Source organism: Achromobacter sp. EB05 (genome assembly GCF_044232075.1).
Classification (GTDB): Bacteria; Pseudomonadota; Gammaproteobacteria; order Burkholderiales; family Burkholderiaceae_B; genus Achromobacter; species Achromobacter dolens.
In genome coordinates, this window is record NZ_CP155917.1 from 4,206,469 (window position 1) to 4,229,089 (window position 22,621).

The 22,621-nt window shown below is 71.3% G+C and carries 23 protein-coding genes; 17 read left to right on the top strand and 6 right to left on the bottom strand.

Going from position 1 to position 22,621, the window contains the following annotated elements; translation table 11 throughout:
- Window position 1 precedes the first annotated feature (1 nt).
- The 4 genes from AAID08_RS19105 to AAID08_RS19120 are packed head-to-tail and all read left to right on the top strand — an operon-like array spanning window position 2 to window position 5,140.
- Window positions 2–1,894, top strand: a complete 1,893-nt coding sequence (locus AAID08_RS19105) for a TRAP transporter large permease subunit (RefSeq protein WP_395756779.1) — start codon at window positions 2–4, stop codon at window positions 1,892–1,894.
- A gap of 57 nt (window positions 1,895–1,951) precedes the next feature.
- The gene (locus tag AAID08_RS19110; RefSeq protein ID WP_372413660.1) at window positions 1,952–2,491 is read left to right on the top strand and encodes a VOC family protein; all 540 of its coding nucleotides are present in this window, start codon (window positions 1,952–1,954) and stop codon (window positions 2,489–2,491) included.
- Between the two features lie 22 nt (window positions 2,492–2,513).
- Window positions 2,514–3,791, top strand: a complete 1,278-nt coding sequence (locus AAID08_RS19115; protein WP_395756780.1) for a ribulose-bisphosphate carboxylase large subunit family protein — start codon at window positions 2,514–2,516, stop codon at window positions 3,789–3,791.
- Window positions 3,788–5,140 carry a four-carbon acid sugar kinase family protein gene (locus AAID08_RS19120; RefSeq protein ID WP_395756781.1) on the top strand — a complete coding sequence of 451 codons (1,353 nt, stop codon included), beginning with the start codon at window positions 3,788–3,790 and terminating at the stop codon, window positions 5,138–5,140. The genes AAID08_RS19115 and AAID08_RS19120 overlap by 4 nt, the downstream gene beginning before the upstream one ends.
- Before the next feature lie 31 nt (window positions 5,141–5,171).
- On the opposite strand, the gene AAID08_RS19125 is transcribed toward AAID08_RS19120, so the two are convergent.
- Complete coding sequence (locus tag AAID08_RS19125) at window positions 5,172–6,221, bottom strand: NAD(P)-dependent alcohol dehydrogenase (protein ID WP_064527208.1); 1,050 nt, start codon at window positions 6,219–6,221, stop codon at window positions 5,172–5,174.
- Window positions 6,222–6,387: 166 nt separating this feature from the next.
- Between AAID08_RS19125 and AAID08_RS19130 the strand changes: the two genes are divergently transcribed.
- From AAID08_RS19130 to AAID08_RS19160, 7 genes are all read left to right on the top strand, one after another.
- Window positions 6,388–6,795, top strand: a complete 408-nt coding sequence (locus AAID08_RS19130; RefSeq protein ID WP_395756782.1) for a hypothetical protein — start codon at window positions 6,388–6,390, stop codon at window positions 6,793–6,795.
- A 38-nt stretch (window positions 6,796–6,833) separates the two neighbouring features.
- On the top strand, window positions 6,834–7,127 hold the full coding sequence (locus AAID08_RS19135) for a hypothetical protein (RefSeq protein WP_064524391.1): 294 nt from the start codon (window positions 6,834–6,836) through the stop codon (window positions 7,125–7,127).
- A 94-nt stretch (window positions 7,128–7,221) separates the two neighbouring features.
- Window positions 7,222–7,410 (top strand): CrpP-related protein, encoded by a 189-nt coding sequence (locus tag AAID08_RS19140; RefSeq protein ID WP_372413665.1) that lies wholly within the window; start codon window positions 7,222–7,224, stop codon window positions 7,408–7,410.
- Between the two features lie 157 nt (window positions 7,411–7,567).
- Window positions 7,568–8,113, top strand: a complete 546-nt coding sequence (locus AAID08_RS19145; protein WP_175143192.1) for a DUF4142 domain-containing protein — start codon at window positions 7,568–7,570, stop codon at window positions 8,111–8,113.
- 24 nt (window positions 8,114–8,137) lie between these two features.
- Window positions 8,138–8,368, top strand: a complete 231-nt coding sequence (locus AAID08_RS19150) for a hypothetical protein (RefSeq protein ID WP_054502948.1) — start codon at window positions 8,138–8,140, stop codon at window positions 8,366–8,368.
- Between the two features lie 38 nt (window positions 8,369–8,406).
- A complete protein-coding gene (locus AAID08_RS19155; RefSeq protein ID WP_155755503.1) occupies window positions 8,407–8,673 on the top strand; it encodes a hypothetical protein in 267 nt (88 codons plus the stop codon).
- Between the two features lie 60 nt (window positions 8,674–8,733).
- A complete protein-coding gene (locus AAID08_RS19160; RefSeq protein WP_175143193.1) occupies window positions 8,734–9,810 on the top strand; it encodes a mechanosensitive ion channel family protein in 1,077 nt (358 codons plus the stop codon).
- 15 nt (window positions 9,811–9,825) lie between these two features.
- Here the strand turns inward: AAID08_RS19160 and AAID08_RS19165 are convergent, their stop codons facing one another.
- The 5 genes from AAID08_RS19165 to AAID08_RS19185 are packed head-to-tail and all read right to left on the bottom strand — an operon-like array spanning window position 9,826 to window position 13,496.
- Window positions 9,826–10,233 carry a hypothetical protein gene (locus tag AAID08_RS19165; protein ID WP_395756783.1) on the bottom strand — a complete coding sequence of 136 codons (408 nt, stop codon included), beginning with the start codon at window positions 10,231–10,233 and terminating at the stop codon, window positions 9,826–9,828.
- Window positions 10,230–12,137 carry a hypothetical protein gene (locus AAID08_RS19170; RefSeq protein ID WP_336235310.1) on the bottom strand — a complete coding sequence of 636 codons (1,908 nt, stop codon included), beginning with the start codon at window positions 12,135–12,137 and terminating at the stop codon, window positions 10,230–10,232. The genes AAID08_RS19165 and AAID08_RS19170 overlap by 4 nt, the downstream gene beginning before the upstream one ends.
- Before the next feature lie 9 nt (window positions 12,138–12,146).
- Complete coding sequence (locus tag AAID08_RS19175) at window positions 12,147–12,404, bottom strand: hypothetical protein (protein ID WP_336235309.1); 258 nt, start codon at window positions 12,402–12,404, stop codon at window positions 12,147–12,149.
- A gap of 31 nt (window positions 12,405–12,435) precedes the next feature.
- Window positions 12,436–12,942 carry a ferritin-like domain-containing protein gene (locus AAID08_RS19180; protein WP_395756784.1) on the bottom strand — a complete coding sequence of 169 codons (507 nt, stop codon included), beginning with the start codon at window positions 12,940–12,942 and terminating at the stop codon, window positions 12,436–12,438.
- Entirely contained in the window at window positions 12,939–13,496 is a 558-nt protein-coding gene (locus tag AAID08_RS19185) for a low affinity iron permease family protein (RefSeq protein ID WP_395756785.1), read from the bottom strand. Before AAID08_RS19185 ends, AAID08_RS19180 begins: the two co-directional genes overlap by 4 nt.
- A 116-nt stretch (window positions 13,497–13,612) precedes the next feature.
- Here AAID08_RS19185 and AAID08_RS19190 point away from each other — a divergent pair, with 116 nt between their 5' ends.
- The 6 genes from AAID08_RS19190 to AAID08_RS19215 all read left to right on the top strand — a co-directional run bounded on the left by AAID08_RS19190 (window position 13,613) and on the right by AAID08_RS19215 (window position 22,616).
- Entirely contained in the window at window positions 13,613–14,698 is a 1,086-nt protein-coding gene (locus AAID08_RS19190; RefSeq protein WP_054502970.1) for a calcium:proton antiporter, read from the top strand.
- A gap of 63 nt (window positions 14,699–14,761) precedes the next feature.
- Entirely contained in the window at window positions 14,762–15,520 is a 759-nt protein-coding gene (locus tag AAID08_RS19195; protein ID WP_395756786.1) for an endonuclease/exonuclease/phosphatase family protein, read from the top strand.
- A complete protein-coding gene (gene clsB, locus AAID08_RS19200; protein ID WP_175143198.1) occupies window positions 15,517–16,719 on the top strand; it encodes a cardiolipin synthase ClsB in 1,203 nt (400 codons plus the stop codon). Before AAID08_RS19195 ends, clsB begins: the two co-directional genes overlap by 4 nt.
- Complete coding sequence (locus tag AAID08_RS19205; protein ID WP_395756787.1) at window positions 16,716–17,711, top strand: lysylphosphatidylglycerol synthase domain-containing protein; 996 nt, start codon at window positions 16,716–16,718, stop codon at window positions 17,709–17,711. Before clsB ends, AAID08_RS19205 begins: the two co-directional genes overlap by 4 nt.
- A 147-nt stretch (window positions 17,712–17,858) precedes the next feature.
- The gene (glgA, locus tag AAID08_RS19210) at window positions 17,859–19,427 is read left to right on the top strand and encodes a glycogen synthase GlgA (protein WP_336235305.1); all 1,569 of its coding nucleotides are present in this window, start codon (window positions 17,859–17,861) and stop codon (window positions 19,425–19,427) included.
- A gap of 9 nt (window positions 19,428–19,436) precedes the next feature.
- The gene (locus tag AAID08_RS19215) at window positions 19,437–22,616 is read left to right on the top strand and encodes an alpha-1,4-glucan--maltose-1-phosphate maltosyltransferase (protein ID WP_395756788.1); all 3,180 of its coding nucleotides are present in this window, start codon (window positions 19,437–19,439) and stop codon (window positions 22,614–22,616) included.
- Window positions 22,617–22,621: the final 5 nt, after the last annotated feature.

Here is a 22,621-nt window from a genome sequence, read left to right on the forward strand (position 1 = left end):
CATGTCCTCGCTCTCCTCTTCCCACGCCGCCGCGCCCGCGCTGCCGGCCCATCCGCTGCGGCGCGCGGGCGATGCGCTGGACGCGGCGCTGGGCGGCCTGGTCGAACTGGCGGCCGCCGCCATCGTGCTGGTCGAGATCCTGGTGCTGTTCGCCGGCGTGGTGGCGCGCTACGTGTTCCACAGCCCGCTGGTGTGGTCCGATGAGCTGGCGTCCATTCTGTTCCTGTGGCTGTCGATGCTGGGCGCCGTGGTGGCGCTGCGCCGCGGCGAGCACATGCGCATGACGGCGCTGGTCAACCATATCGGTCCGGCGCGCCGCGCGCGGCTGGAGGCCGGCGCGCTGGCCGCCTCGCTCGCCTTCCTGTTCCTGATCCTGGCGCCGGCCATCGAATACGCGCACGAAGAACACTTCATCATCACGCCCGCGCTGGAGCTGAGCAACGCCTGGCGCGCCGCCGCCATTCCGGTCGGCATGGGCCTGATGGCGGTGGTGGCGCTGCTGCGGCTGCTGCGCACCCAGACCGTGCCGCACCTGCTGCTGGCGCTGGCCGGTGCGGCGGCGATGGTCGCGGCGTTCTGGCTGGCGCAGCCGCTGTTCGCGGGGCTGGGCAAGCTCAACCTGGTGATCTTCTTCGTCGGCATCGTCGCGGCCACCGTGTTCGCGGGCGTGCCGATCGCGTTCTCGTTCGCGCTGGCGACGTTCTCCTACCTGGCGCTGACCACCAACACGCCGATGCTGGTGATGGTGGGCCGCCTGGACGAAGGGATGTCGCACCTGATGCTGCTGGCGGTGCCGCTGTTCATTTTCCTGGGTTCGCTGATCGAGATGACCGGCATGGCGCGCGCCATGATCCAGTTCCTGGCCAGCCTGCTGGGCCACGTGCGCGGCGGCCTGTCGTACGTGCTGATCGGGGCGATGTACCTGGTGTCGGGCATCTCCGGCTCGAAGATCGCCGACATGGCGGCGATCGCGCCAGTGCTGTTTCCCGAGATGCGCAAGCGCGGCGCCAGGCCCGGCGACCTGGTGGCGCTGCTGTCGGCCACCGGCGCGCAGACCGAGACCATCCCGCCGTCGATCGTGCTGATCACCATCGGCTCGGTCACCGGCGTGTCCATCGCCGCCCTCTTCACCGGCGGCCTGCTGCCGGCCGTGGTGCTGGGGCTGGCGCTGTGCTCGGTGGTGTGGTGGCGCTACCGCAAGGAAGACCTGAGCCTGGCGCAGCGCTTCGCGCCGCGCGAGATCGGCCGCTTCTTCGTCATCGCCCTGCCGGCCGTGGCGCTGCCCTTCGTGATCCGCGCCGCGGTGGTCGAGGGCGTGGCCACCGCCACCGAGGTCTCGACCATCGGCATCGTCTATGCGGCGGTGGTGGGCGCGCTGATCTACCGGCGCTTCGACCTGGCGCGGCTCAAGCCCATGCTGATCGAGACCGCCTCGCTGTCCGGCGCCATCATGCTGATCGTCGGCTGCGCCACCGCCATGGCCTGGGCCCTGACGCAATCGGGCTTCTCCGGCGACCTGGCGCGGCTGATGGCCGGCATGCCGGGCGGCAGCCATGGTTTCCTGGCCGTGTCGATCGTGGCCTTCATCATCCTGGGCAGCGTGCTGGAAGGGATTCCCGCCATCGTGCTGTTCGGGCCGCTGCTGTTCCCGGTGGCGGCGCAGGCGGGCGTGCACGAGGTGCATTACGCCATGGTGGTCATCTTCGCCATGGGCATCGGCCTGTTCGCGCCGCCCTTCGGCGTCGGCTACTACGGCGCCTGCGCCATCAGCCGGGTCGATCCCGACGAGGGCATCCGCCCGATCTGGGGCTACATCGCCGCGCTGCTGGTCGGGCTGGTCATCGTTGCCGCCTTCCCCTGGATTTCCATCGGTTTTCTCAAATCCGCGTCCTGAATGCCGCGCGGCCCATCGCGGGCCGCGCCCCCGCCACTTCCTACACAAGAATCCATCATGAGTCGTTTCCTGGGCGAGATCCGCCAACTCGGTTATGTGGTGCCCGACATCGAGGCCGCCATGGACTACTGGAGCCGCACGCTGGGCGTGGGCCCCTGGTTCTACAACCCCAAGGTGCCCATCGTGAACTACCGCTATGACGGCGCGCCCTACGAGCCGCACAACTCGGTGGCGCTGGCCAATTCGGGCTTCGTGCAGGTCGAACTGATCCAGACCCGCAACGACGTGCCGTCGATGTACCGCGACTTCCTGCGGGCCGGCCGCAGCGGGCTGCAGCACGTGGCCTACTGGACCCAGGACTACGACGCCGACCTGGCGCGCCTGCTGGCGCAAGGCTTCGTGCCGAAGATGCAGGGCGAGGTCGGCGAGAACGGCCGCTTCGTCTACTTCGACACCGAATACCACCCCGGCACCGTCATCGAGCTGTCCGAGGTGGCCGGCCCCAAGGGCCGCCTGTTCGACCTGATCCGCGACAGCGCGCGCGACTGGGACGGCCGCGATCCGGTGCGCCCCTTTCCCGACCTGACGCGGCTTTGAAACCGGGCCCCGGAACCCATCCATGAACACCCAAGTCATCCGCGCCACCTACCTGATCGAAACCCCGCTGGACCCGGCGCGCGTCGCCGAGGTGATGGCGGGCGAGCAGTCCTGCGGCACCTTCACCCGCGTCGAGGGCGAGACCGACGAGCTGCGGGCGCGCGCCCGCGCCCAGGTCGAATCGGTGCAGGAACTCGAATCCACCGGCCACGCCAGCCTGCCCAACGCCTGGCTGGCGCGCCAGCCGGGCGGCCTGCCGGCCACGCTGCGCCGCGCCCGCGTGCGCATCGCCTTTCCGGTCGCCAACATCGGCCCCAACCTGCCGACCCTGGCCGCCACGGTCGGCGGCAACCTGTACGACCTGGGCGAAGTGACCGGCCTGCGGCTGGAACAGCTGGAACTGCCCGCCGACTACCGTGCCCAGTTCGACATGCCCCGCGTCGGCGTCGCCGGCACCCGCCAGCTGACCGGCGTGGACCGCGGCGCGCTGGTGGGCACCATCATCAAGCCCAACGTCGGGCTCTCGCCCGAGCAGACCGCGCACCTGGTGGCGCGGCTGTGCGCGGCGGGCGTGGACTTCATCAAAGACGACGAAGTCTGCGCCAACCCCGCCCATGCGCCGCTGGCGCAGCGCGTGGCCGCCGTCATGGCGGTGGTGCGGGCGCACCGCGAACGCACGGGGCGCCAGGTCATGGTGGCCTTCAACATCACCGACGAAACCGACGCCATGCGGCGCCACGCCGACCTGATCGAGCGCGAGCAAGGCAGCTGCGTGATGGCCAGCCTGAACTGGTGCGGCTATTCCGCCATCCAGACCCTGCGCCGCCACACACCGCTGGCGCTGCACGGCCATCGCAACGGCTACGGCGCGCTGTCGCGCCACCCCTTGCTCGGCATCGGCTTCCAGGCCTACCAGACGCTGTGGCGGCTGGCCGGCGTCGACCACATGCACGTGCACGGCCTGCAGGGCAAGTTCTCGCAACCGGACGCGGAAGTGGTCGAGGGCGCGCGCGACTGCCTGGCCTCGCTCACGCCCGGCATCGACGACGCGGTGATGCCGGCGTTCTCGTCCGGCCAGTGGGCCGGCACGGTGCCCGCCACCTGGGCCGCGGTGCGCACCGACGACCTGTTGTTCATGTCCGGCGGCGGCATCCTGGCGCATCCGGACGGCCCGGCGGCCGGCGTGCGGAGCATCCGCCAGGCCTGGCAGGCGGCGCGCGCCGGCCAGGACCTGGCCAGCTTCGCCGCTGACGCCCCCGAGTTGCGGCGCGCGCTGGCACACTTCGGGTCGCGCGCATGACGGACGGTCCCGCCCGCGCCGCCGCGCCGCGCGTCGCCTGGTACGGCGACGACTTCACCGGCGCCACCGACACGCTGGCGCACGTGGCGCTGGCCGGCTGGCGCAGCCTGCTGTTCCTGGGCGTGCCGACGCCGCGACAACTGGAACGCGCCGGCCCGCTGGACGCCCTGGGCATCGCCGGCGCGGCGCGCGGCATGGCGCCCGACGCGATGACGGCGGAGCTGCGCATGGCCGGGCGCTTCCTGGCCGCCACCGGCACCCGCATCCTGCACTACAAGTGCTGCTCCACCTTCGACAGCGCCCCGCACGTGGGAAGCATCGGCGCGGCCGTGGCCGAACTGCGGCGCCACATGCTCAATCCGCTCGTGCCCATCGTCGGCGGCCAGCCCGGCATCGGGCGCTACTGCAGCTTCGCCACCCTGTTCGCGCGCGCCGGCGCCGACCCCGAGGTCCACCGCATCGACCGGCACCCGGTGATGCGCGCGCATCCCGTCACGCCCATGCACGAGGCCGACCTGCGCCGCCATCTGGCGCGGCAGGGGCTGACCGGCATCGGATCCCTGCCCCATACCGCCTACCCTCCGCTGCGCGGCCCCGCCGACCTGCGCGCGGCCGACGACTGGATCGACGACATCGTGCACACGGTCGACGGCCCGCTGCTGCTGGATCTGGTGGACGACGAACAACTGGCGCTGATCGGCCGGCTGCTGTGGCGCGCGGCCGCGGCGCTGCCGTTGCTGGCGGTGGGTCCCAGCAGCGTGCAGCAGGCGCTGACGCGCGCCGCCGGACTCGCCCCCGCGTCCGCCCCGCCCACGCTGGCGCCCGCCGAGGGGCCGGTGCTGGTGGTGGCCGGCAGCCTGTCGCCGGTAACGGCCCGCCAGATCGCCGCCTGCCAGCATTATGCGCGGCACCCCTTGCGGGTCGAACGCCTGCTGGGCGACCCGGCCTATGCCCGGGCGCGCATCGAGGAGGCGGCCCGCGCGCTGGCCTCGGGGCACAACGTGCTGCTGCATACCGATGCGCCCGACCAGACCCTGACGGCGGACCGGACCGCCGCCACCGCGCGCGCCACCGGGCAGTTGGCGGCCGGCATCGTGCGCGCCAGCGCCGCCGCCGGCCGCCGGCTCACGCGCCTGGGCATCGCCGGCGGCGACACCTCCAGCCACGCCGCGCTGGCGCTGGGGTTATGGGGCCTGGGATTTCACGGCACGCTCGCACCCGGCGTCACCGTCAGCGTGGCGCGCAGCGACGATCCGCTGACCGACGGGCTGGAACTGATGCTCAAGGGCGGGCAGATGGGCGGAACGACGCTGTTCGACGACCTGGTGCTCGGCGCCGGGCGGGCCTGAGGCGATCCGCCGCCCGGCGCCGGCATCCGCGTCAGCCCGCCAGCGTGGCGTTGTCGATCACGAAGCGGTACTTGACGTCGCCCTTGAGCATGCGCTCGTAGGCGGCGTTGATCTCGTCGGCGCGCACCATCTCGATGTCGGCAACGATGCCGTGCCGCGCGCAGAAGTCCAGCATCTCCTGCGTTTCGGGAATGCCGCCGATCATCGAGCCTGCCAGCGAGCGGCGCTTCATGATGAAGTTGAAGACGTTCGGCGACGGATGCGGCGTGGCCGGGGCGCCCACCAGGGTCATGGCCCCGTCGCGCTTGAGCAGCGCCAGGAAGGCGTCCAGGTCATGCGGCGCCGCCACGGTGTCGAGAATGAAGTCGAAGCTTTGCAGATGCGCGGCCATCTCATCCGGGTTGCGCGACACCACCACGTCGTCGGCGCCCAGCTCGCGGGCCGCGTCGCGCTTGGATTCCGAGGTGGTGAAGGCCACCACGTGCGCGCCCATCGCATGGGCCAGCTTGATGCCCATGTGGCCGAGCCCGCCGATGCCCACCACGCCGACCTTCTTGCCAGGCCCGGCGTTCCAGTGGCGCAGCGGCGAATAGGTGGTGATGCCGGCGCACAGCAGCGGCGCCACCGCGGCCAACTGCTCGGCCGGATGGCTGACGCGCAGCACGTAGCGTTCGTGCACCACGATCTTCTGGGTGTAGCCGCCCAGCGTCCAGCCCGGCTCGTCGGCGGTCGCCCCGTTGTAGGTCCCGACCATGCCATCACAGTAGTTCTCGAAGCCGTCCGCGCACTCGGCGCAGTGCTTGCAACTGTCGACGATGCAGCCGACGCCGACCAGGTCGCCCGGCTTGAATCCCCGCACGTGGTCGCCGACGGCGGCGACGCGCCCGACGATCTCATGGCCCGGCACACAGGGATATTGCGTGCCTTCCCATTCGGACCGCACCTGGTGCAGGTCGGAGTGGCAGATGCCGCAGTAGGCGATGTCGATCTGGACGTCATGGGCGCCGGTGGCCCGGCGGCGGATCTCGAGCGATTCGAGCGGTTTGTCGGCGGCGTAGGCGCCATAGGCTTTCACAAGCATTGAAGACTCCCTGGTGCTTGTCCAAAAGGGACATTGTCCGGAATCGTTTGCGCCGCCGGTAGCGCAATCCGCCGAGATTCCTGCCCAATCCTGCACGGCCGCGGTGGCTCGGCCGGGAGCGGCGCTTGCTGGCGACGGGAAATTCCCCCTCGCCCAAGGAGCCGCCATGTCCAGCCCGTCAACGCCTTCGCCCCCGCCGCCGCGCCCGCAACACCCGGCCGTACCCGACGACGCCCGCCACGACGCGCGCAAGGAGGGCAACGACCAGATTCCGGACGAGGACATCGAACCGGCGGATTCGACCGCCGACGATCCGCGTCCGGATGACGGCCCCGTCACCGCCGCCCGCCCGCCGCGGCGCCTGCGCGAACTCGACGCCGCCCGTCCCGATCTGCCAGGCGAGCACCTGGTGGTGCTGGGCCTGGGCGCATGGATGATGCTGCGCGGCATGCGCGGCGCGACGCCGCTGCGCCGCGCGCTGTGGACGCTGGCCGGCACCACCCTGGTCGGCCGCGCCGCCAGCGGCACGGGCGGCATCGCCCGCGTCGCGCGCCTGGTCCGGCGACTGGGCTGACGCCGGCCCTCCCTCCCCTCAATTTCAGGAGTTACGCCATGTCATCGAATCCCGACCCCGTCACCTCGCCCCCCGCCGGCCCCAGCGACTCCTCGGATTCGCCCAGCGACCTGCCATCGTCCTCGCGCGGCCGCGACAGCGATGCGCAGGGCACCGGCGCACGCCCCGCTGCCAATCCGCGCATCCCCGATGAAGACCCCGGCGCCGACATCCGCCCCGATGACGTCGTCGATGAAGCCGAGGCGGGCGTGTCGCATTCCCCTCCCGACGCGGTGCGCAATGGCGGCGAGGCCGACACGCCGGAGCCGTCGAGCGGCCGCCGCGGCCCGTAACGCTGTAACAGTGTGTCGTTCGGTAATAACCATCGACGCCTGTCCTCATCGCGCGCAAGCTGGACCTTCCCACCCATCCTTTTGGAGAGATTCAATGTATGAAGACATCCGAAGGCTAGGGGCCGTCGCCGCGATGCAGGGCGCCTGGAAGCTGGATTGCCCCTATCTCAAACTGGAGTCACTGCCTTCGCGTACCCGCGAGCCGATCGGCCAGTGGCTGGAAAAAGTGCGGGCCTGGGAAGGCGGCTGGCAGGACCGACAACGCTCGCGGCCGCGCCTGTAGCGGTCCGGCGGAGGTCGGTAAAAAGTACCGTTCCTCCCGCACCCCTGCCGGTCGATCGTGCACGGCATGGCCCTTCCCGGCCCGGGAACATGGATTGCTGTATGGCGGCACGGCCTTATCCGATGCGCCGCGCACGCCAACCCAACGGGAGTACGCCATGACCATCCGCCATCTCACCACCCTTTCCCTGCTGCTTCTCGCGCTGGGCGGCCCGCACGCCAGCATGGCGCAAGCCGCGCCCGCCGCCCCGGCAACCACCAAGCTGGACAGCGGCGACCGCGATTTCCTGGAAAGCGCGGCGCAGTCCGGCCACCTGGAGGTCGAGGGCAGCAAGATGGCGCTGGAAAAAGGCCACAGCGCCGACGTGAAGACGTTCGCGCAGAAGATGATCGACGACCACGGCAAGGCCGGGCAGCAGTTGGCGACCCTGGCCAAGGGCAAGGGCTATGAGGTGCCCACCGAGCCGTCCCTGGTGCAGAAGGCGCGGCTGAAGGCGCTGGGCCTGCGCGACGAAGGCTTCGACAAGGCCTATGCCGAGGAAATCGGCGTGGACGCGCACGAGGATGCCGTCAAGCTGTTCGAAAAGGCCTCCAACGAGGTCAAGGATCCGGATGTGAAGCAGTTCGCCATCCAGACGCTGCCGACGCTGCAACAGCATCTGCAGATGGCCAAGACCCTGAAGCAGGCAACCGAGAAGCAATGAGCGTGACGGACCCATGGCTAACGTATGGACCGCGATGAGTTGTTGGCGCGCATGCTGGCCGCCTCCGTTTCCGACCGGCCGCTCAGCGATTGGCCCGAAGTGCTTTCCGACTATGCGGGATGCCTGGCCGCGCTGAACGACAAGCTGTCGCCGCGTGAAATGGAGGCGCTGGTCCGCGCCGGCGCCGATTTCTACCGGACGCTGGCGCGGGCCGAGCAGTACCGCCAGGCATCGGTCTGGAGCGCCCCGCCCTGATCGAATGGTCCGCGTTGCGAACGACAGGAGCTGCTGCGATGATCACTCCCAAACCGGCGGAGTCCTCGACAATGATCGGCAACGCGGCGGTGTCGCTGACGCCGCCGCAATCTCCTTGCTGTTGCCCTTCGGCAGCGGCCAACGCGGATCTCGCGCGGCCCGCGCCGGCCGCGCCTGGCGACGCGCTTGCCGCGCCGCGGCGCCGACCCCGGCTGTCGGTCGGCCTGTGGCTGGCCCTGCTGTTGTGGGCCATGGGCTCGATGCTGCTGGTGACGCTCAACCTGGCCGCGCGCCTGACGTCCTGAGGGCACGGCGACCCGGCACAAGGGTTGCTGCACGCCGGCATTGCCCTCATCGGAGACGACATGCTCACCCACTGGTTTTCCGACCCCGCCGCTCTCGCCGGCCATCCCGTCGCGCTGTGGCTGGCGGCGCTGGCGGTCGGCGCGGCCCTCTGCTTCCTGTTGATGCTGGCCCTGCGCCTGGCCCGTTCACGGCTCGACCGCCTCGCGCGACCGGCCGGCCAGGGCGCCGCCGGCGCCGCGTCGCGCGTACTGTTGCGCACCAGTTGGATGATCCTGGCACTGGCGTCGCTGCTGCTGGCGGCCGACCTGGTGGGCGCGCCGCTGCCCGGGCGCGCCGGCCCCGGCCACCTGTGGTTCGTGCTGATCGCCCTGCAATTGGCGCTGTGGCTCGATCGCGGCATCGAGGTCGGCCTGACGCATGCCGTCGCGGCGCGGGGACGCGCCGGCTCCATTACCGCCACGCTGCTATCGTTTCTGTTGCGGGCGCTGGTATGGGTGATCGTGCTGCTGGCGATGCTCGACAACGTTGGCGTCAACATCACCGCGCTGGTGGCCAGCCTCGGCATCGGCGGCGTGGCCGTGGCCCTGGCGGTGCAGACCATCCTGAGCGACCTGTTCGCCTCGATTTCCATTGGCCTGGACAAGCCATTCGAGGCCGGCGACTTCATCGTCTTCGGAGCGGTGGCCGGCAGCATCGAGCATGTCGGCCTCAAGACTACCCGCATCCGCAGCCTGGGCGGCGAGCAGATCGTCTGCTCGAACACGGAACTGCTCAAGCAGACGATCCAGAACTACAAGCGCATGCAACAACGGCGCATCGTGTTCTCGATCCGGGTCACCTACCAGACCCCGGTCGAGCAGGTGGCCGCCGTTCCCGGGATCATCCGCGCCCAGATCGAGCTGCAACCCGACACCCGCTTCGACCGCGCGCACCTGGCGCGCCTGGCCGAGAGTTCGCTGGAATTCGAGGCGGTCTACTACGTGATGAGCGCGGACTACAACCGCTACATGGACCTGCAACAGGCGATTTACCTGGGCGTGATGCGCGACTTGCAGGCCGCCGGAATCGCCCTGGCGCTGCCGGAGCGCATCCTGCACGTGGCCCGGCAACCCGCGCGCAGCAGCGGCGCGGCCTGAGCCGCGCCTGCGCCCTCAACGGGTCTCGGTCGTGCCGCCGGAGCCGGCCGACGCGCCCGAGCCGGGCATGCCGCCCTGGCCGGTCGAGCCGGTGCCGCCTCGCCCGCCGGACGCACCCCGACTGTCGGTGCCGCCCTCGCTGTCCAGGCGCTTGGCGGGGCGGTCTTCCTTGGCGGGACGCGGCTCGCCCTGGGGCGGCTCCGATTTCGGCACGGCGTGGGGCGCGCCCTGATTCGGCTGCGCCTTGGGTTGAGGGCGCGATGGGTGCTGCCCCGGCTGCGCCTTGGGCATGGGCCGGGCGTCGGGCGCGGGCGTGGCGGGCGGATTGGTGGCGCCGGCGGGCGGCTGTGCCTGGGCCCAGCAGGCCGCGCCGGCCAACATATTGAGGGCGAACGCGGCAGCGAGGATCGAGGTTTGTTTCATGACAGGACTCCAGAAAGGGGGGACCGCCGCGCGTCGGGCGTGGCGGGGAGAGGGTTGATGCAATCGGTGGCCGCGCCGACCGCGGACAGCCCCGCGCGCGCCGCGGCGGGCGTCAGCGCCTGCCGCAGCAGCCGCTCGAGCTGCGCGAGGCCGGCCGCGAGGTCCCCCGAGACATGCACTCGCAGGCAAGGCCGGCCGCGGGCCATCAGTTCCTCCATGTCGCCCAGGGCCTGCGCCGCCTGGGTCGCGCCGAAGCTGGCCGCGTAGCCCGGCGCCTCGAGCACCCGCGGCGCGTCCGCGGTGATGAACAGGAACCGCCCGCCCGGCGTGCCGCCTTTGTGCAATTGCCCGCTGGAATGCAGGTAGCGCGGCCCGAAGCCGCCCACCGTGGCCGCGCCGGTGCCGCGCCGCACGCAGTCGCGCGCGCCCGCCAGCCAGGCTTCGCAGGCCGCGCCTTGCGGCAGATACGCCAGCAGGGCCACGTAGCCGTCGGGGGCTCCCTGCGTCATGTGCGACGCCAGCAGCGCCAGCGCCGAATCGGCCGACGCCGCTTTGCCATGGAAGGCCAGCGGCCCCTCCACCCGCAGCAGCTCGGCGCCGCCCGGCGCGGCCCCGCCCGGGTTGGCGGACAGACTGCGGGTGCGCGCCTTGCTGGCCTCCACATCGGGCTGGTTGAAGGGATGGACGCCCAGCACGGCGGCGGCCACCGCGGTGGCGAATTCCCAGCGGAAGAACTCCTGACCCACCGCCAGGGCGGACCCATTACGGCAGGTCAGCACCGGGTGGCCGGCGGCGGCCAGGTCGCGCGCCAACGCGGCCATGCGCGCGTCGGGCGACCGCGCGTCGGCAAGGTGCACGAACAGGCGGTCGCGCCCATACTCCCCCGGCCCGGCCAGGCACTCCTGCGCCACCGGGATCAACCCCTTGCCGTCCTTGCCGGTCGACTCGGCCAGCAACTGTTCCAGCCACCCGGCCAGCGCGTCCAGGCCGGGGTCGGCCAGCAGCGTGACCTTGTCATGGCCCGCCAGCGCCGCTTCACCCAGTGCGCAGCCCAGCAGCAGGCCGGGATTGCGCCGCGCGGCGGCGCGCGGCGAGCAGGCGCGCCGCATGGGTCGGGCGGCCCGCAGCAGGCGGGCCGGATCGTGTCCCAGCAGCGCCGCCGCCACCAGCCCGAAGGACGAAAGCACCGAGTAGCGTCCGCCCACCGCCGGATTGCCGGGGAAAACCGCCGCGTAGCCTTCGCGCAGGGCATGCGCATGCAGGGGCGTGCCCGGATCGGTGATGGCGACGAAGCGACGGGCCGCTTCCTGGCGGCCCAGCCGGGCCGCCACGCATTGCTGGAAATAGGCGGCGAGCATGCCGGATTCCAGCGTGGTCCCCGATTTGCTGGCGACCACGAACAGCGTCCGGCCAAGGTCCAGCCGCGCCTGCAGCGCCAGGATCTGGGCCGTGTCGGTGGAATCGAGCACATGCATGCGCAGCCCGCCGACGGCCGCGCCAAGCAGGCGCGCCAAGGCCTCGGCGCCCAATGTGGCGCCGCCCATTCCCAGCATCACGGCGTCGGTGAATCCCGCCACGCACAGACGCCGGCAGATGGCGCAGAAGCGGCCGAGCCGGCCCGGCGCCACGCCCGGTTGCAGCCAGCCCAGCCAGCGGTCCTCATCGGCGCCGGTCCAGAGCGTGGCGTCGGCGGCCCACAGCCGCTGCATCCAGGCATCGCGGTCCGCCACGGCCAGGCGCCGCTCGACCCGGTCCGCCAAGGCGGCCGGCAGGACCTGAGAATAGCCGTTCAACGCGATCGGGCCGCGCTCCGGATAGGCGTCGGCGCGCGCGGCCGGCGCGGATGGCCGCAAGCGGCGCGCGGCGCTGTCGCGCGACGGCGCGACGGGCACATATATGTCCATGGTGGATTCCTAAAGTGCGCGCCAGCCGCGCAGCCAAGCGCGTCGCTCGGGGCCGGCATCGCCGAGCCGGTCGATGCCGGGAGTCTGTTGCGGGTCGACGTCCGGCATGGGATTGGGCAGGCCGCCCGGCGGCCAGCGTCCATGGCGGTCGGCGTCCTGTTCGCGGACCGGCGGATCCGGTGATTCCGCGGGCGACTGGTCCGGCCGCGCCGGCTGCCGGCGTCGTCCGGATTCGCCGGTGTCTGGATGCTTGGTGGCGTTCGCCATGGCGGTCTCCTTGTCGGACGGGTCGGCCGGCCTATGCGGCTTTGCCGGCGCGCGCGGCCTTGACGTTTGCCTGCTCCAGGGCCAGCGTGTTGAGTTTTTCGTCGGCGGCCTTTTCCTCGGCCAGCGTCTCTTTCAGCAAGGCGAGCGCATCGTCGTGACCCAGTTGTTTGGCGAAGGTGCACAAGGTGCCGTAGCTGGCGATCTCGTAGTGCTCCACCTTCTGCGCGGCCGCGATCAGCGCGGCGTCCAGCACCGGGCCCTTCTCGACGTCCTCGATGACGTCGCGGCCCTCTTCCACCAGGCCCTCCATCGCCGCGCATTTGACGCGCTTGAGCCTGAAGTCGGCGGCCTCGACGATCTTGTCGATGCGTTCGACCTGTCCGCGCGTCTCCTCCAGGTGCGACGTGAACGCCTCGGCGAGCTTGGCGTCGCTGGCGGCGCGCGCCATTTTGGGCAGCGCCCGGGTCAGTTGTTTCTCGGCGCTGTAGATGTCCGAAAGTTCATGGATGAATAGATCCTGCAAGGTCTTCTGCGTCATTGCTGACTCCTGTCGGGTTGGCGGGCGGGCCGCGATCGCGGCCGCCGGGACCTGTCCAGCAATCGCCGTGCCGACCGGTGCCGGCCGGCTTCGTCGGGATCGCGGGTGCGCTGGCGCCGTTGCGATCGGGCGCGAGCGGTGCAGGCCGCGGCCAGCGCCAATAATTTGTCTTCATCCAGGCGCTCGGCATCGACCAGTCCCTCGTCGGCGCCGTGCAGCGCGATCAACAGCTCGTCAAGCTTCAGATGCAGTGCCTCGCTGTCCTTGTTCTGGCTCTGCTGGATCAGGAACACCATCAGGAAGGTGACGATCGTGGTGCCCGTGTTGATCACCAGTTGCCAGGTTTCGGAATAACCGAACGCCGGACCGGAAAGCCCCCAGACCAGCACCGCGAGCAGCGCCGTCCCGAACGCCACGGGCGACCCGGTCCACTTCGTGACCCGGGCGGCAAAATGATCGAAGAAGCGGGAAACGGCATTGCCCCGTTCGCCCCCGCGCGGGCGGGGCGCTCGTTTCGACGACGGCTTGCGCCGAGGCACGCGATTGCTGGTCATGGGACTCCTTCCTGTCGGACGCGGCGCTTCTTTCCAGCAAGCCGCGTGCCCATCTGCCCGCCCCGACGCGGCCCGACGCGTGCTAGCCTCGCACTGTTGCGGTCCGCCGAAACCCGATGAAATCCATTCTGCAGTCCGAGAAATTCCTGCTGCTGGCCTGCGCCATCGCGATGGCGGGGTTCGCGGCGGATGCCCGCCTGGCCGACTACGGACGGGCGGCCGGCCTGCTCGAAACGGCCATACTGGTGGCGGCGATCCTGGCGGCTTCCCTGAGCGTGGCGCGCCATGCCGAACGCATCGCGCAAAAGCTGGGCGATCCCTACGGCAGCATGATCCTGACGCTGTCGGCGGTGCTGGTCGAGGTCATCGTGCTGGCCATCGTCTCGTCCAAGGCCGGCTCGCCCACCCTGGTGCGCGACAGCATCTACTCGGCGGTCATGCTGGACATCAACGGCATCCTCGGCGTGGCCGCCCTGATCGGCGGCTTCAAGCACGGCGAGCAGGCCTACAACGACGATTCCGCGCGCACCTACAGCGTCATGATCCTGACCGCCGTCACGGTGTCGATGATCATCCCGGAATTCGTCCCCGGGGAAAGCTGGCGCGCCTACAGCGCCTTCACCATCGTGGTGATGCTGCTGCTGTACGGGGTTTTCCTGCGCATGCAGACCGGCCCGCACAGCTATTTCTTCAGCTACAGCTATCCCGACAAGAAGACCCGCCGGCCGCCGCCCGCCTCCGGCTATCCGACCCGGCGCCAGTCCATCGGCGTCATGGCGGCCGGCATCATCGCGGTGGGCGCGCTGGCCGAACTGATGTCGCACTCGTTGAACCGCAGCCTGGCTGGCGTCGACGTGCCCGCCGGCCTGGTGGCGCTGATCGTGGCCGGCATCTCGGCCGCCCCGGAAATGCTGACGGCGCTGCGCGCGGCGCTGGCCAATCGCATGCAATCGGTGGTCAACATCGCCCTGGGCGCTTCGCTCTCGACGGTCATCCTGACCGTGCCCGCGATGGAGGCGCTGGCGCTGATATCGGGCCAGCGCATCGATATCGCCATGACGCCGCTGCAGACCCTGATGATGCTGGTGACGCTGCTGGTGGCCGCCATCAACCTCAACGACGGCCAGACCAACGCGATCGAAGGCATGACCCATTTTGTCCTGTTCGGCGCGTTCCTGATGCTGCTGGGACTGGGGCTGTAGGGCGAAGCGCGCCGGGCACGGGACTTGCTCCCCGGCCAGGATCCCGTTTCGCCGGAGAGGCCATTGCCCGCACCGATCGTCCCGATGACGCTCCTGACCGTCAATATCCACAAGGGCTACACCAGTTTCAACCGCCGCTTCATGCTGCATGAGCTGCGCGACGCCCTGCGCATGGCCGCTCCGGACCTGGTCTTCCTGCAGGAAGTGGTGGGCGAACACCAGGCCATGGCCGCGCGCGCCGCGCCGCGCTGGCCGGCGGCGTCGCAGTATGAATTCCTGGCCGATACGCTGTGGCGCGACTTCGCCTACGGCCGCAATGCCGTCTATCCGGCGGGCCACCACGGCAATGCGGTGCTGTCGCGCTACCCGATCACGCGCTTCGAGAACCATGACGTGACGGTCGGCGGACACGAAAGCCGCGGCCTGCTGCACTGCGTGCTGGAACTGCCGGGGCGCGCCGGCGCAGTCCATGCGATCTGCGTCCACCTGGGTTTGCGCGCCCGGCATCGCGCCCGCCAGATCGCCAGCCTGTGCCGCCTGGTGGCGCGCGACGTGCCGGCCGGCGATCCGCTGTTGATCGCCGGCGATTTCAACGACTGGCGGCAGCAGGCCGATGGCCTGCTGCGCGACTGCCAGGTGTGGGAAGTCTTCACTTCGCGGCTGGGCCGACCCGCCCGCACGTTCCCGGCGCGCTGGCCCCTGCTGCGGCTCGACCGCATCTACGTGCGCAATGTGCGCGACTGGCGGCCCGTGCCGCTGGCCTCGCGGGTGTGGGCGGGGCTGTCCGACCACGTGCCGATCGCCGCGGAAGTCGCGCTATGACGCTGCCCCCGAATGGCTGGCGCAGCGGCAACCGTTACACGCTGCTGGAAAACGGCGAGGCCTACTTTCCCGCGGTGCGCGCCGCCGTCGAGGCCGCCACCCGCGAAGTGCTGATCGAGACTTTCATCCTCTTCGACGACGCGGTGGGCCGCGATCTGCGGGATACCCTGATCGCCGCCGCGCGCCGCGGCGTCAGCGTCGACGTGCTGGTCGACGGCTACGGCTCGGACCTTCTGTCAGAGGAATTCCTGGCGCCGCTGACCGGCGCCGGCGCGCGCGTGCACCTGTTCGACCCGCGCCCGCGGCTGCTGGGCGTGCGCACCAATCTGTTCCGCCGCATGCATCGCAAGGTCGTGGCGGTGGACGGCGCCTGCGCCTTCGTGGGCGGCATCAACTTCTCGGCCGACCATCTGCCGGACTACGGCCCCGAAGCCAAGCAGGACTATGCGGTGCGCGTGGACGGTCCGCTGGCCGCCGATATCGCCGACCATGCCCGGGCCGCGCTCGGCGCGGACCCGCCCCGCCGGCGTCGGCCCGCGCCCCTGGAAGCGATGCCCGCGGGCGACGGCGGCGGCCGGCTGGTGGTGCGCGACAACCACGCCCACCGCACCGACATCGAACGCTATTACCGCGCCGGCCTGCGTTCGGCGCGCCATGACGTGCTGATCGCCAACGCCTACTTCTTTCCAGGCTATCGCCTGCTGCGCGACCTGGCCAACGCCGCCCGCCGTGGCGTGCGCGTGCGGCTGCTGCTGCAAGGCGAACCCGACATGCTGGTGGCGCAGTTGGCCGCCAGCATGCTGTACGACTACCTGATCGACGCCGGCGTCGAGATCTTCGAATACTGCCGGCGCCCGCTGCACGCCAAGGTCGCCTGCGTCGACGATGACTGGTCGACCATCGGCTCGAGCAACCTGGACCCGCTCAGCCTCGCCCTGAACCTGGAAGCCAATGTGGTGGCGCGCGACAGCGCCCTGAACGCCGCCTTGCGCGACAGCCTGGAGCGCCTCATCGCCCAGGACTGCAAACGGGTACGGATGCGGCCGGACTCGCGGCGGCGCCTGCGCCGGCTCTGGGTCGGGGTCGTGGTGTTCCACTTCCTGCGCCGCTTCCCGGCCTGGGCCGGCGCGCTGCCCGCGCACAAGCCGCGCCTGCGGACCGTCAACGGCGCGGGCCATCACCAGAGCGACGCGCGATGAACCTGCGCCGCGCCCCCCTAGTGCGCGCGGCCCGGCGCCGCTGGCCACGCATCAAGCGGGTGCTGCCATGGATCGTGCTGGCGCTGGCGCTGGGCCTGCTGGGGTATTTCGGCGGCTCGGTCGACTGGCCCGGCGTGTGGCAGGCCGTGCGCCGCATCCCCCGCGAGACGCTGCTCCTCGCGGCCGCCCTGGTGGTGCCGGCGTACCTCGCCTACGCCGCCCTGGACCTGCTGGGCCGCCGCTACACCGGCCATCGCCTGCCCTGGCCCAAGGTGCTGGGCGTGGCGTTGCTGAGCTATGCGCTGAACCTGAACCTGGGGGTGCTGCTGGGCGGCCTGGGCACGCGTCTGCGCCTGTATGCCCGGCTGGGCTGCCGCAAGGCCACCGCCACCCGCGTGGCGGTGTTCTCGGCGGTGTCCAACTGGATCGGCTATGCCTGGGTGGCCGGCGCGGTGTTCGCCAGCGGGGCGATCGTGTTGCCGGCCGGCTGGGACATCGGCGGCGGCGTGCTGCGCCTGATGGGATTGGGGTTGCTCGCCATGGCCCCCCTCTATGTCTGGATCTGCGCCCGCGCCACCCGCCGCGTGGCACGCTGGATGGGGCAGCGCGTGACGCTGCCGGGCGGCCGCATGGCGGTCCTGCAGAGCGTGACGGCGGCGCTGTCGTGGTTGCTGATGGGGGCCATCATGTACGTGCTGCTACAGGCCAAAGTCAGCTATCCGGTGGTGCTGGGCGTGCTCCTGTGCACCAGCTTCGCGGCGGTGGTCACCCGCGTGCCGGGCGGACTCGGCACCACCGAGGCGATCTTCGTGGCGGCCCTGTCATCGCGGCTGCCGGCGGCGGAAATCCTGGGCGCGGCGTTGAGCTACCGGGCGCTGTATGCGCTGGCGCCGCTATGCCTGGCGCTGCTGGCGTTCGCCGCGGTCGAGGCGCGCCTCGGTTGGCGCAGGCACCATCCGCCGGCGGATACCAGCCAGCCGCGCGCGCCATGATTACAAACCAGCGGCAACAACGACGCACGACCGTCCACATAGACCCGCGCGCCCGCCGCGGCGCCCGCGGGCATGGCACTTGCTTGGCGATGAGTCTTGCGGATGTGGCCCCGGCTCCCGGGACCGTCCGCCGACTCCGGAGCGAGCATGACGACACCAAGAATCCTCATCGTGGCGGCGGAAGCCTTCCCCCTGGCGAAGACCGGCGGCCTGGGCGATGCCATCACCGGCATGGCGCGCGCGCTGGTTCAGGCGCACGCCCAACCGACGCTGCTGTTGCCCGCCTATCGCGGCGTTGCGCGGCGGCTGCAATCGACGCGCCCGGTGGCCCATCTGGCCGGCTTGCCCGGCGGCGACGCCCGGCTGCTGGCCGGCGAATGTCCCCAATCCGGGTTGTCGTTCCTGCTGCTGGAAAACGACGCGCTCTATGACCGCGACGGCCTGTACCTGGACGAGGGCGGCCAACCCTACGCCGACAATGCCTTGCGCTACGCCGCCCTGGCCCACGCGGCGGTGCGCGTCGCCCAGGGGCTGCCCGGCCTGCCGCGCCCCAACGTGGTGCATGCCCATGACTGGCACGCGGCCCTGACGCCGCTGCTGCTGCGGGCGGCACGGGTGCAGGACGTGAAAAGCGTGCTGACCATCCACAACCTGGCCTTCCAGGGCCAGGCGCCGATCGAGGCGGCGCCGGCGCTGGGAATTCCGGCGCCCTTCTGCGGCGAGCAAGGGGCGCAGGCCTGGGGCCAACTGAATTTCATGAAGGCGGGCATCCGCCACGCCGATCGCATCACCACCGTCAGCCAACGCTACGCCCGCGAGATCCTGACCCCCGAATTCGGCTGCGGGCTGGATGGCCTCTTGCGCGAGCGCGTGGCCGACGTGCTGGCCATTCCCAACGGCATCGACACCCAACTGTGGAACCCCACGCGCGATCCGCATCTCGGCGCGCTGCGCTACGGCGCCGCCAACCTGGCCAACAAGCGCTTGTGCAAGGCCGCCACGCAGCACGAATACGGTCTGCAGGAAGACCCCCAGGCGGTGCTGCTGATCATGTGCAGCCGCTTGACCGGCCAGAAGATGGCAGACGTCGCCGCCCAATCCCTGCCGCAGGCCCTGGACGCGCATCCGCAACTGCAGGTGGCGGTGCTGGGGCAGGGGGAACGACACCTGGAAAACGCGCTGCGCGAACTGGGCCAGCGCTATCCCCGACGCTGCGCGGTGCGCATCGGCTATGACGAGGCCGGCGCCCACCGCTTGCACGCCGCCGGCGACTTGCTGCTGCATGGCAGCCGTTTCGAGCCGTTCGGCCTGGCGCCGCTCTATGCCATGCGCTACGGCACATTGCCGATCGGCTCGCGGGTCGGCGGCATGGCCGATACGATCGAAGACCCCGGTCCGCAACAGCCGCTGACCGCCATGACCCGCGCCACCGGGGTGCTGTTCGACGGCAGCACGCCCGCCGAGATGACCGCCGCCATCGCCCGCGCGGTCCATTTGCGGAGCCACGCGACCGTCTGGCGCGCGATGCAGCGCAACGCCATGACCGCGGACTTCAGTTGGCGGCCGGCGGTGGCGCAATACCTGGCGCTGTTCCACGCGCTCAGCGGCACCCAGGCGCAAGCGGCCGCCCCGGCGCGCCAGCCCGCGCAAGCCGCCGCGCGCCCGGTGCGTCGCGCGCATCAGGGCGCTTCCCTCACGGCCCCGCTGCCGCAGTAGGAATCCGCCATGGCCAAGCCGCACGCCCTGCCTGACAACGCCGGCCTGCCTCGCATCCACTACGCGCGCGCCGGCCTGCCGCCGGCGTCGGACGACGGGGCGCGCGAGCAGTGGCTGGCGAGCGTGCGCCGCGCCGGTTTCACCGCGGTGCTGGCGCCCGTGCCCTGGCTCTGCCCGCCGGGCGCGCGGACGCTGGCGCCGGTCGATGCCGACCACGCCGCCGCCGACGGTGGCGTCGAGCCGCTCGCAACGCGGCTGGCGCGCGACGCGCGCAGCGCCGCCGACCACGGCCTGACGTTGCTGCTGCGCCTGGAGCTGCAGCGCGTGGCGCGCGAGGCCCGCGACTCCACGGCCCCCGCCGCCTGGTATCGCGACCCCGTCGACGCCCCCGCGCGCGACCCGCGCCTGCCAGTCACCGAGCACGGCGTGAGGCAACTGCGCGACGGCCCGCCGGCGGGCTTCGTGGCCGCCTGGGCCGAGCGCCTGCGGCGCTGGACGCGCGCCGGGGTGGGCGGCTATGTGGTGCACGTGCCCCCGGTTCTGGACGCGCAGGCCTGGCGGGCATTGTTCGCGCCCTCGCGCGAGGCCGACGGCGAACTGCGCGCCCTGGCCTGGACCCCGGGGTTGGCGCCCGCGGCGTTGGCGGGCTTGCACGACGCTGGCTTTGACGGCGTGTTCTCATCGCTGCCCTGGTGGGACTACCGGGCGCCCTGGCTGGCCGAGGAGTACGATCGCCTGCGCGCCATCGCGCCGATCATCGCCCCCGCGTGCGCGCTGGACGCCCCGCCCGCGGGCGCCGCGGCGCCCCGGGCGGATCCGCGGCGCGCCTGGACCGCGGCCCTGAGCGGCTGCGGCTGGCTCGCCGACGACATCGGCGAGGCCGGCGGCGCCCCCCAGGTCAATGCCTGGTTGCGGCAGGCCCATGCCACCGCCCCGCCCCGGATCGTCGTGGGCCGCGACGGCGGCGCCACCCTGGTGCTGCGCGAGACGGCCGCCGAGGGCGCGGATCTGCTCGCGCTCAATCCCGACGACCAGGCCCCCGCGCGCCTGGACCGGGACCTGGCCGCCGGCCTGCTGCCGCCCGGCGAGCTATCCCCCCAGGACGGCGCGCCAGCCGACGGCATCCTGGCGCCCGCAGGCCATGCCCGTTATCTGCTGTCCCCGGCCCCGCCGATATGCGCGGCGCCACGGATGGCGGCCCCGGCGCGCGCCGAAGGCGCCCAGGCGCGCATCGCCATCGAGCAGGTCGCGCCCGCCGTCGACGGCGGCGGCTTTCCGGTCAAATGCAGCGTCCACGAACAGGTCGAGGTGCGGGCGGACATCTTCATGGACGGCCACGACCAGCTCGCCGCCGAACTTCGCTGGCGCGCCGACGACGAACCCGGCTGGCGCAGCGTGCCGATGGTTCCGGCCGGCAACGACCGCTGGCAGGCCGCCTTCCGCCCAAGCCGGATCGGCCCGCACACCTTCCAGATCGTCGCCTGGTACGACAGTTGGGCCACCTTCCAGCACGAGTTCGAGGTCAAGCACGCCGCCGGCGCCAGCCTGCGGCTCGAGCGCGAGGAAGGGCTGCAATTACTGCGCGAGGCGGACCAGCGCGCCAGCATGGACGGCGCGTCCGGCGCCGGCCTGCTCAAGCGCGCCATCAAGACCTGCGCCGCGCGGCGCGAGGGCGACGAGCCCGACGCCGAGCAGATTGCGCTGCTGCTCAGCCCGGCGCTGGCGCAGGCCATGCGCGGCCTGGACAGCCATCCGTTCGAGTCGCTGTCCGCCCCCCATCCCGTCTGGGTCGACCGGCCGCGCGCGGTCCACGCCGCCTGGTATGAATTGTTTCCGCGCTCCCAGGCGACCGAGGCGGGCCGCCACGGCACGTTCGACGACGTGATCGCGCGCCTGCCCGACATCCGCGAAATGGGCTTCGACGTGCTGTACCTGCCGCCGATCCACCCCATCGGCCGGTCCAACCGCAAGGGCCGCAACAACAGTTTGCAGGCCGGGCCGGACGACGTGGGCAGCCCCTACGCGATCGGATCGGCCGCCGGCGGCCACGACGCCATCGAACCGCAACTGGGCACGCTGGAGGATTTCCTGCGGCTGGTACACGCGGCGCGCGCCCACGGCCTGGAAATGGCCCTGGACTTCGCCATTCAGTGCTCGCCCGATCACCCCTGGCTGGCGCAGCACCCGGACTGGTTTTCGTGGCGGCCCGACGGATCGCTGCGCTACGCTGAGAATCCGCCCAAGAAATACCAGGACATCGTCAACGTGTCGTTCTACGGCCCCGCGCCCAAGCGCGCGCGCAAGCTCGGGCTGTGGCGCGCCCTGCGCGACATCGTGCTGTTCTGGGCGGAACAGGGCGTGCGCACGTTCCGCGTCGACAACCCGCACACCAAGCCGCTGCCGTTCTGGCAGTGGCTGATCGCCGAAATCCACGCGCGCCATCCCGACGTGCTGTTCCTGTCCGAAGCCTTCACCCGCCCCAAGATGATGTACCGGCTGGCGAAGGTGGGATTCACGCAGTCATACACCTACTTCACCTGGCGCAACGACAAGGCCGAGCTGGAAGACTACCTGCGCGAGATCTCGCAGCCGCCGGCGGCGGATTTCTTCCGGCCGCATTTCTTCGTCAACACGCCCGATATCAACCCCCTGTTCCTGCAGACCTCGGGCCGTCCCGGCTTCCTGATCCGCGCGGCGCTGGCCGCGCTGGGCTCGGGGCTGTGGGGCGTCTACAGCGGCTTCGAACTGTGCGAGGCCGCGCCGGTGCCGGGCAAGGAGGAATACCTGGACTCCGAGAAGTACGAACTGCGCCCGCGCGACTGGCGCCAACCCGGCAACATCCGCGCCGACATCGCCCGCCTGAACCAGCTTCGCCGCGCCAACCCCGCCCTGCAGAGCCACCGCGGCCTGACGCTGGCCGCCAGCGGCAATGCGCGCGTCATCGCGTTCGCCAAGGCCACGCCCGGACAGGGCAACGTGATCCTGGCGGCGATCAGCCTGGACCCGTTCCACGCCCAGACGGCCCGCATCGAACCGCCCTACGCGCTCTTCTGCCCGCCGTGGGCCGCCGAGATGGTGGCCGAGGACCTACTGGCCGAACGGCGCGAAACCTGGCGGGGCGGCGCCCGCGAAGTGGCGCTGTCTCCCGAACAACCCTATCGCATCTGGCGGCTGTCGCGTCATGGTTGACGCCG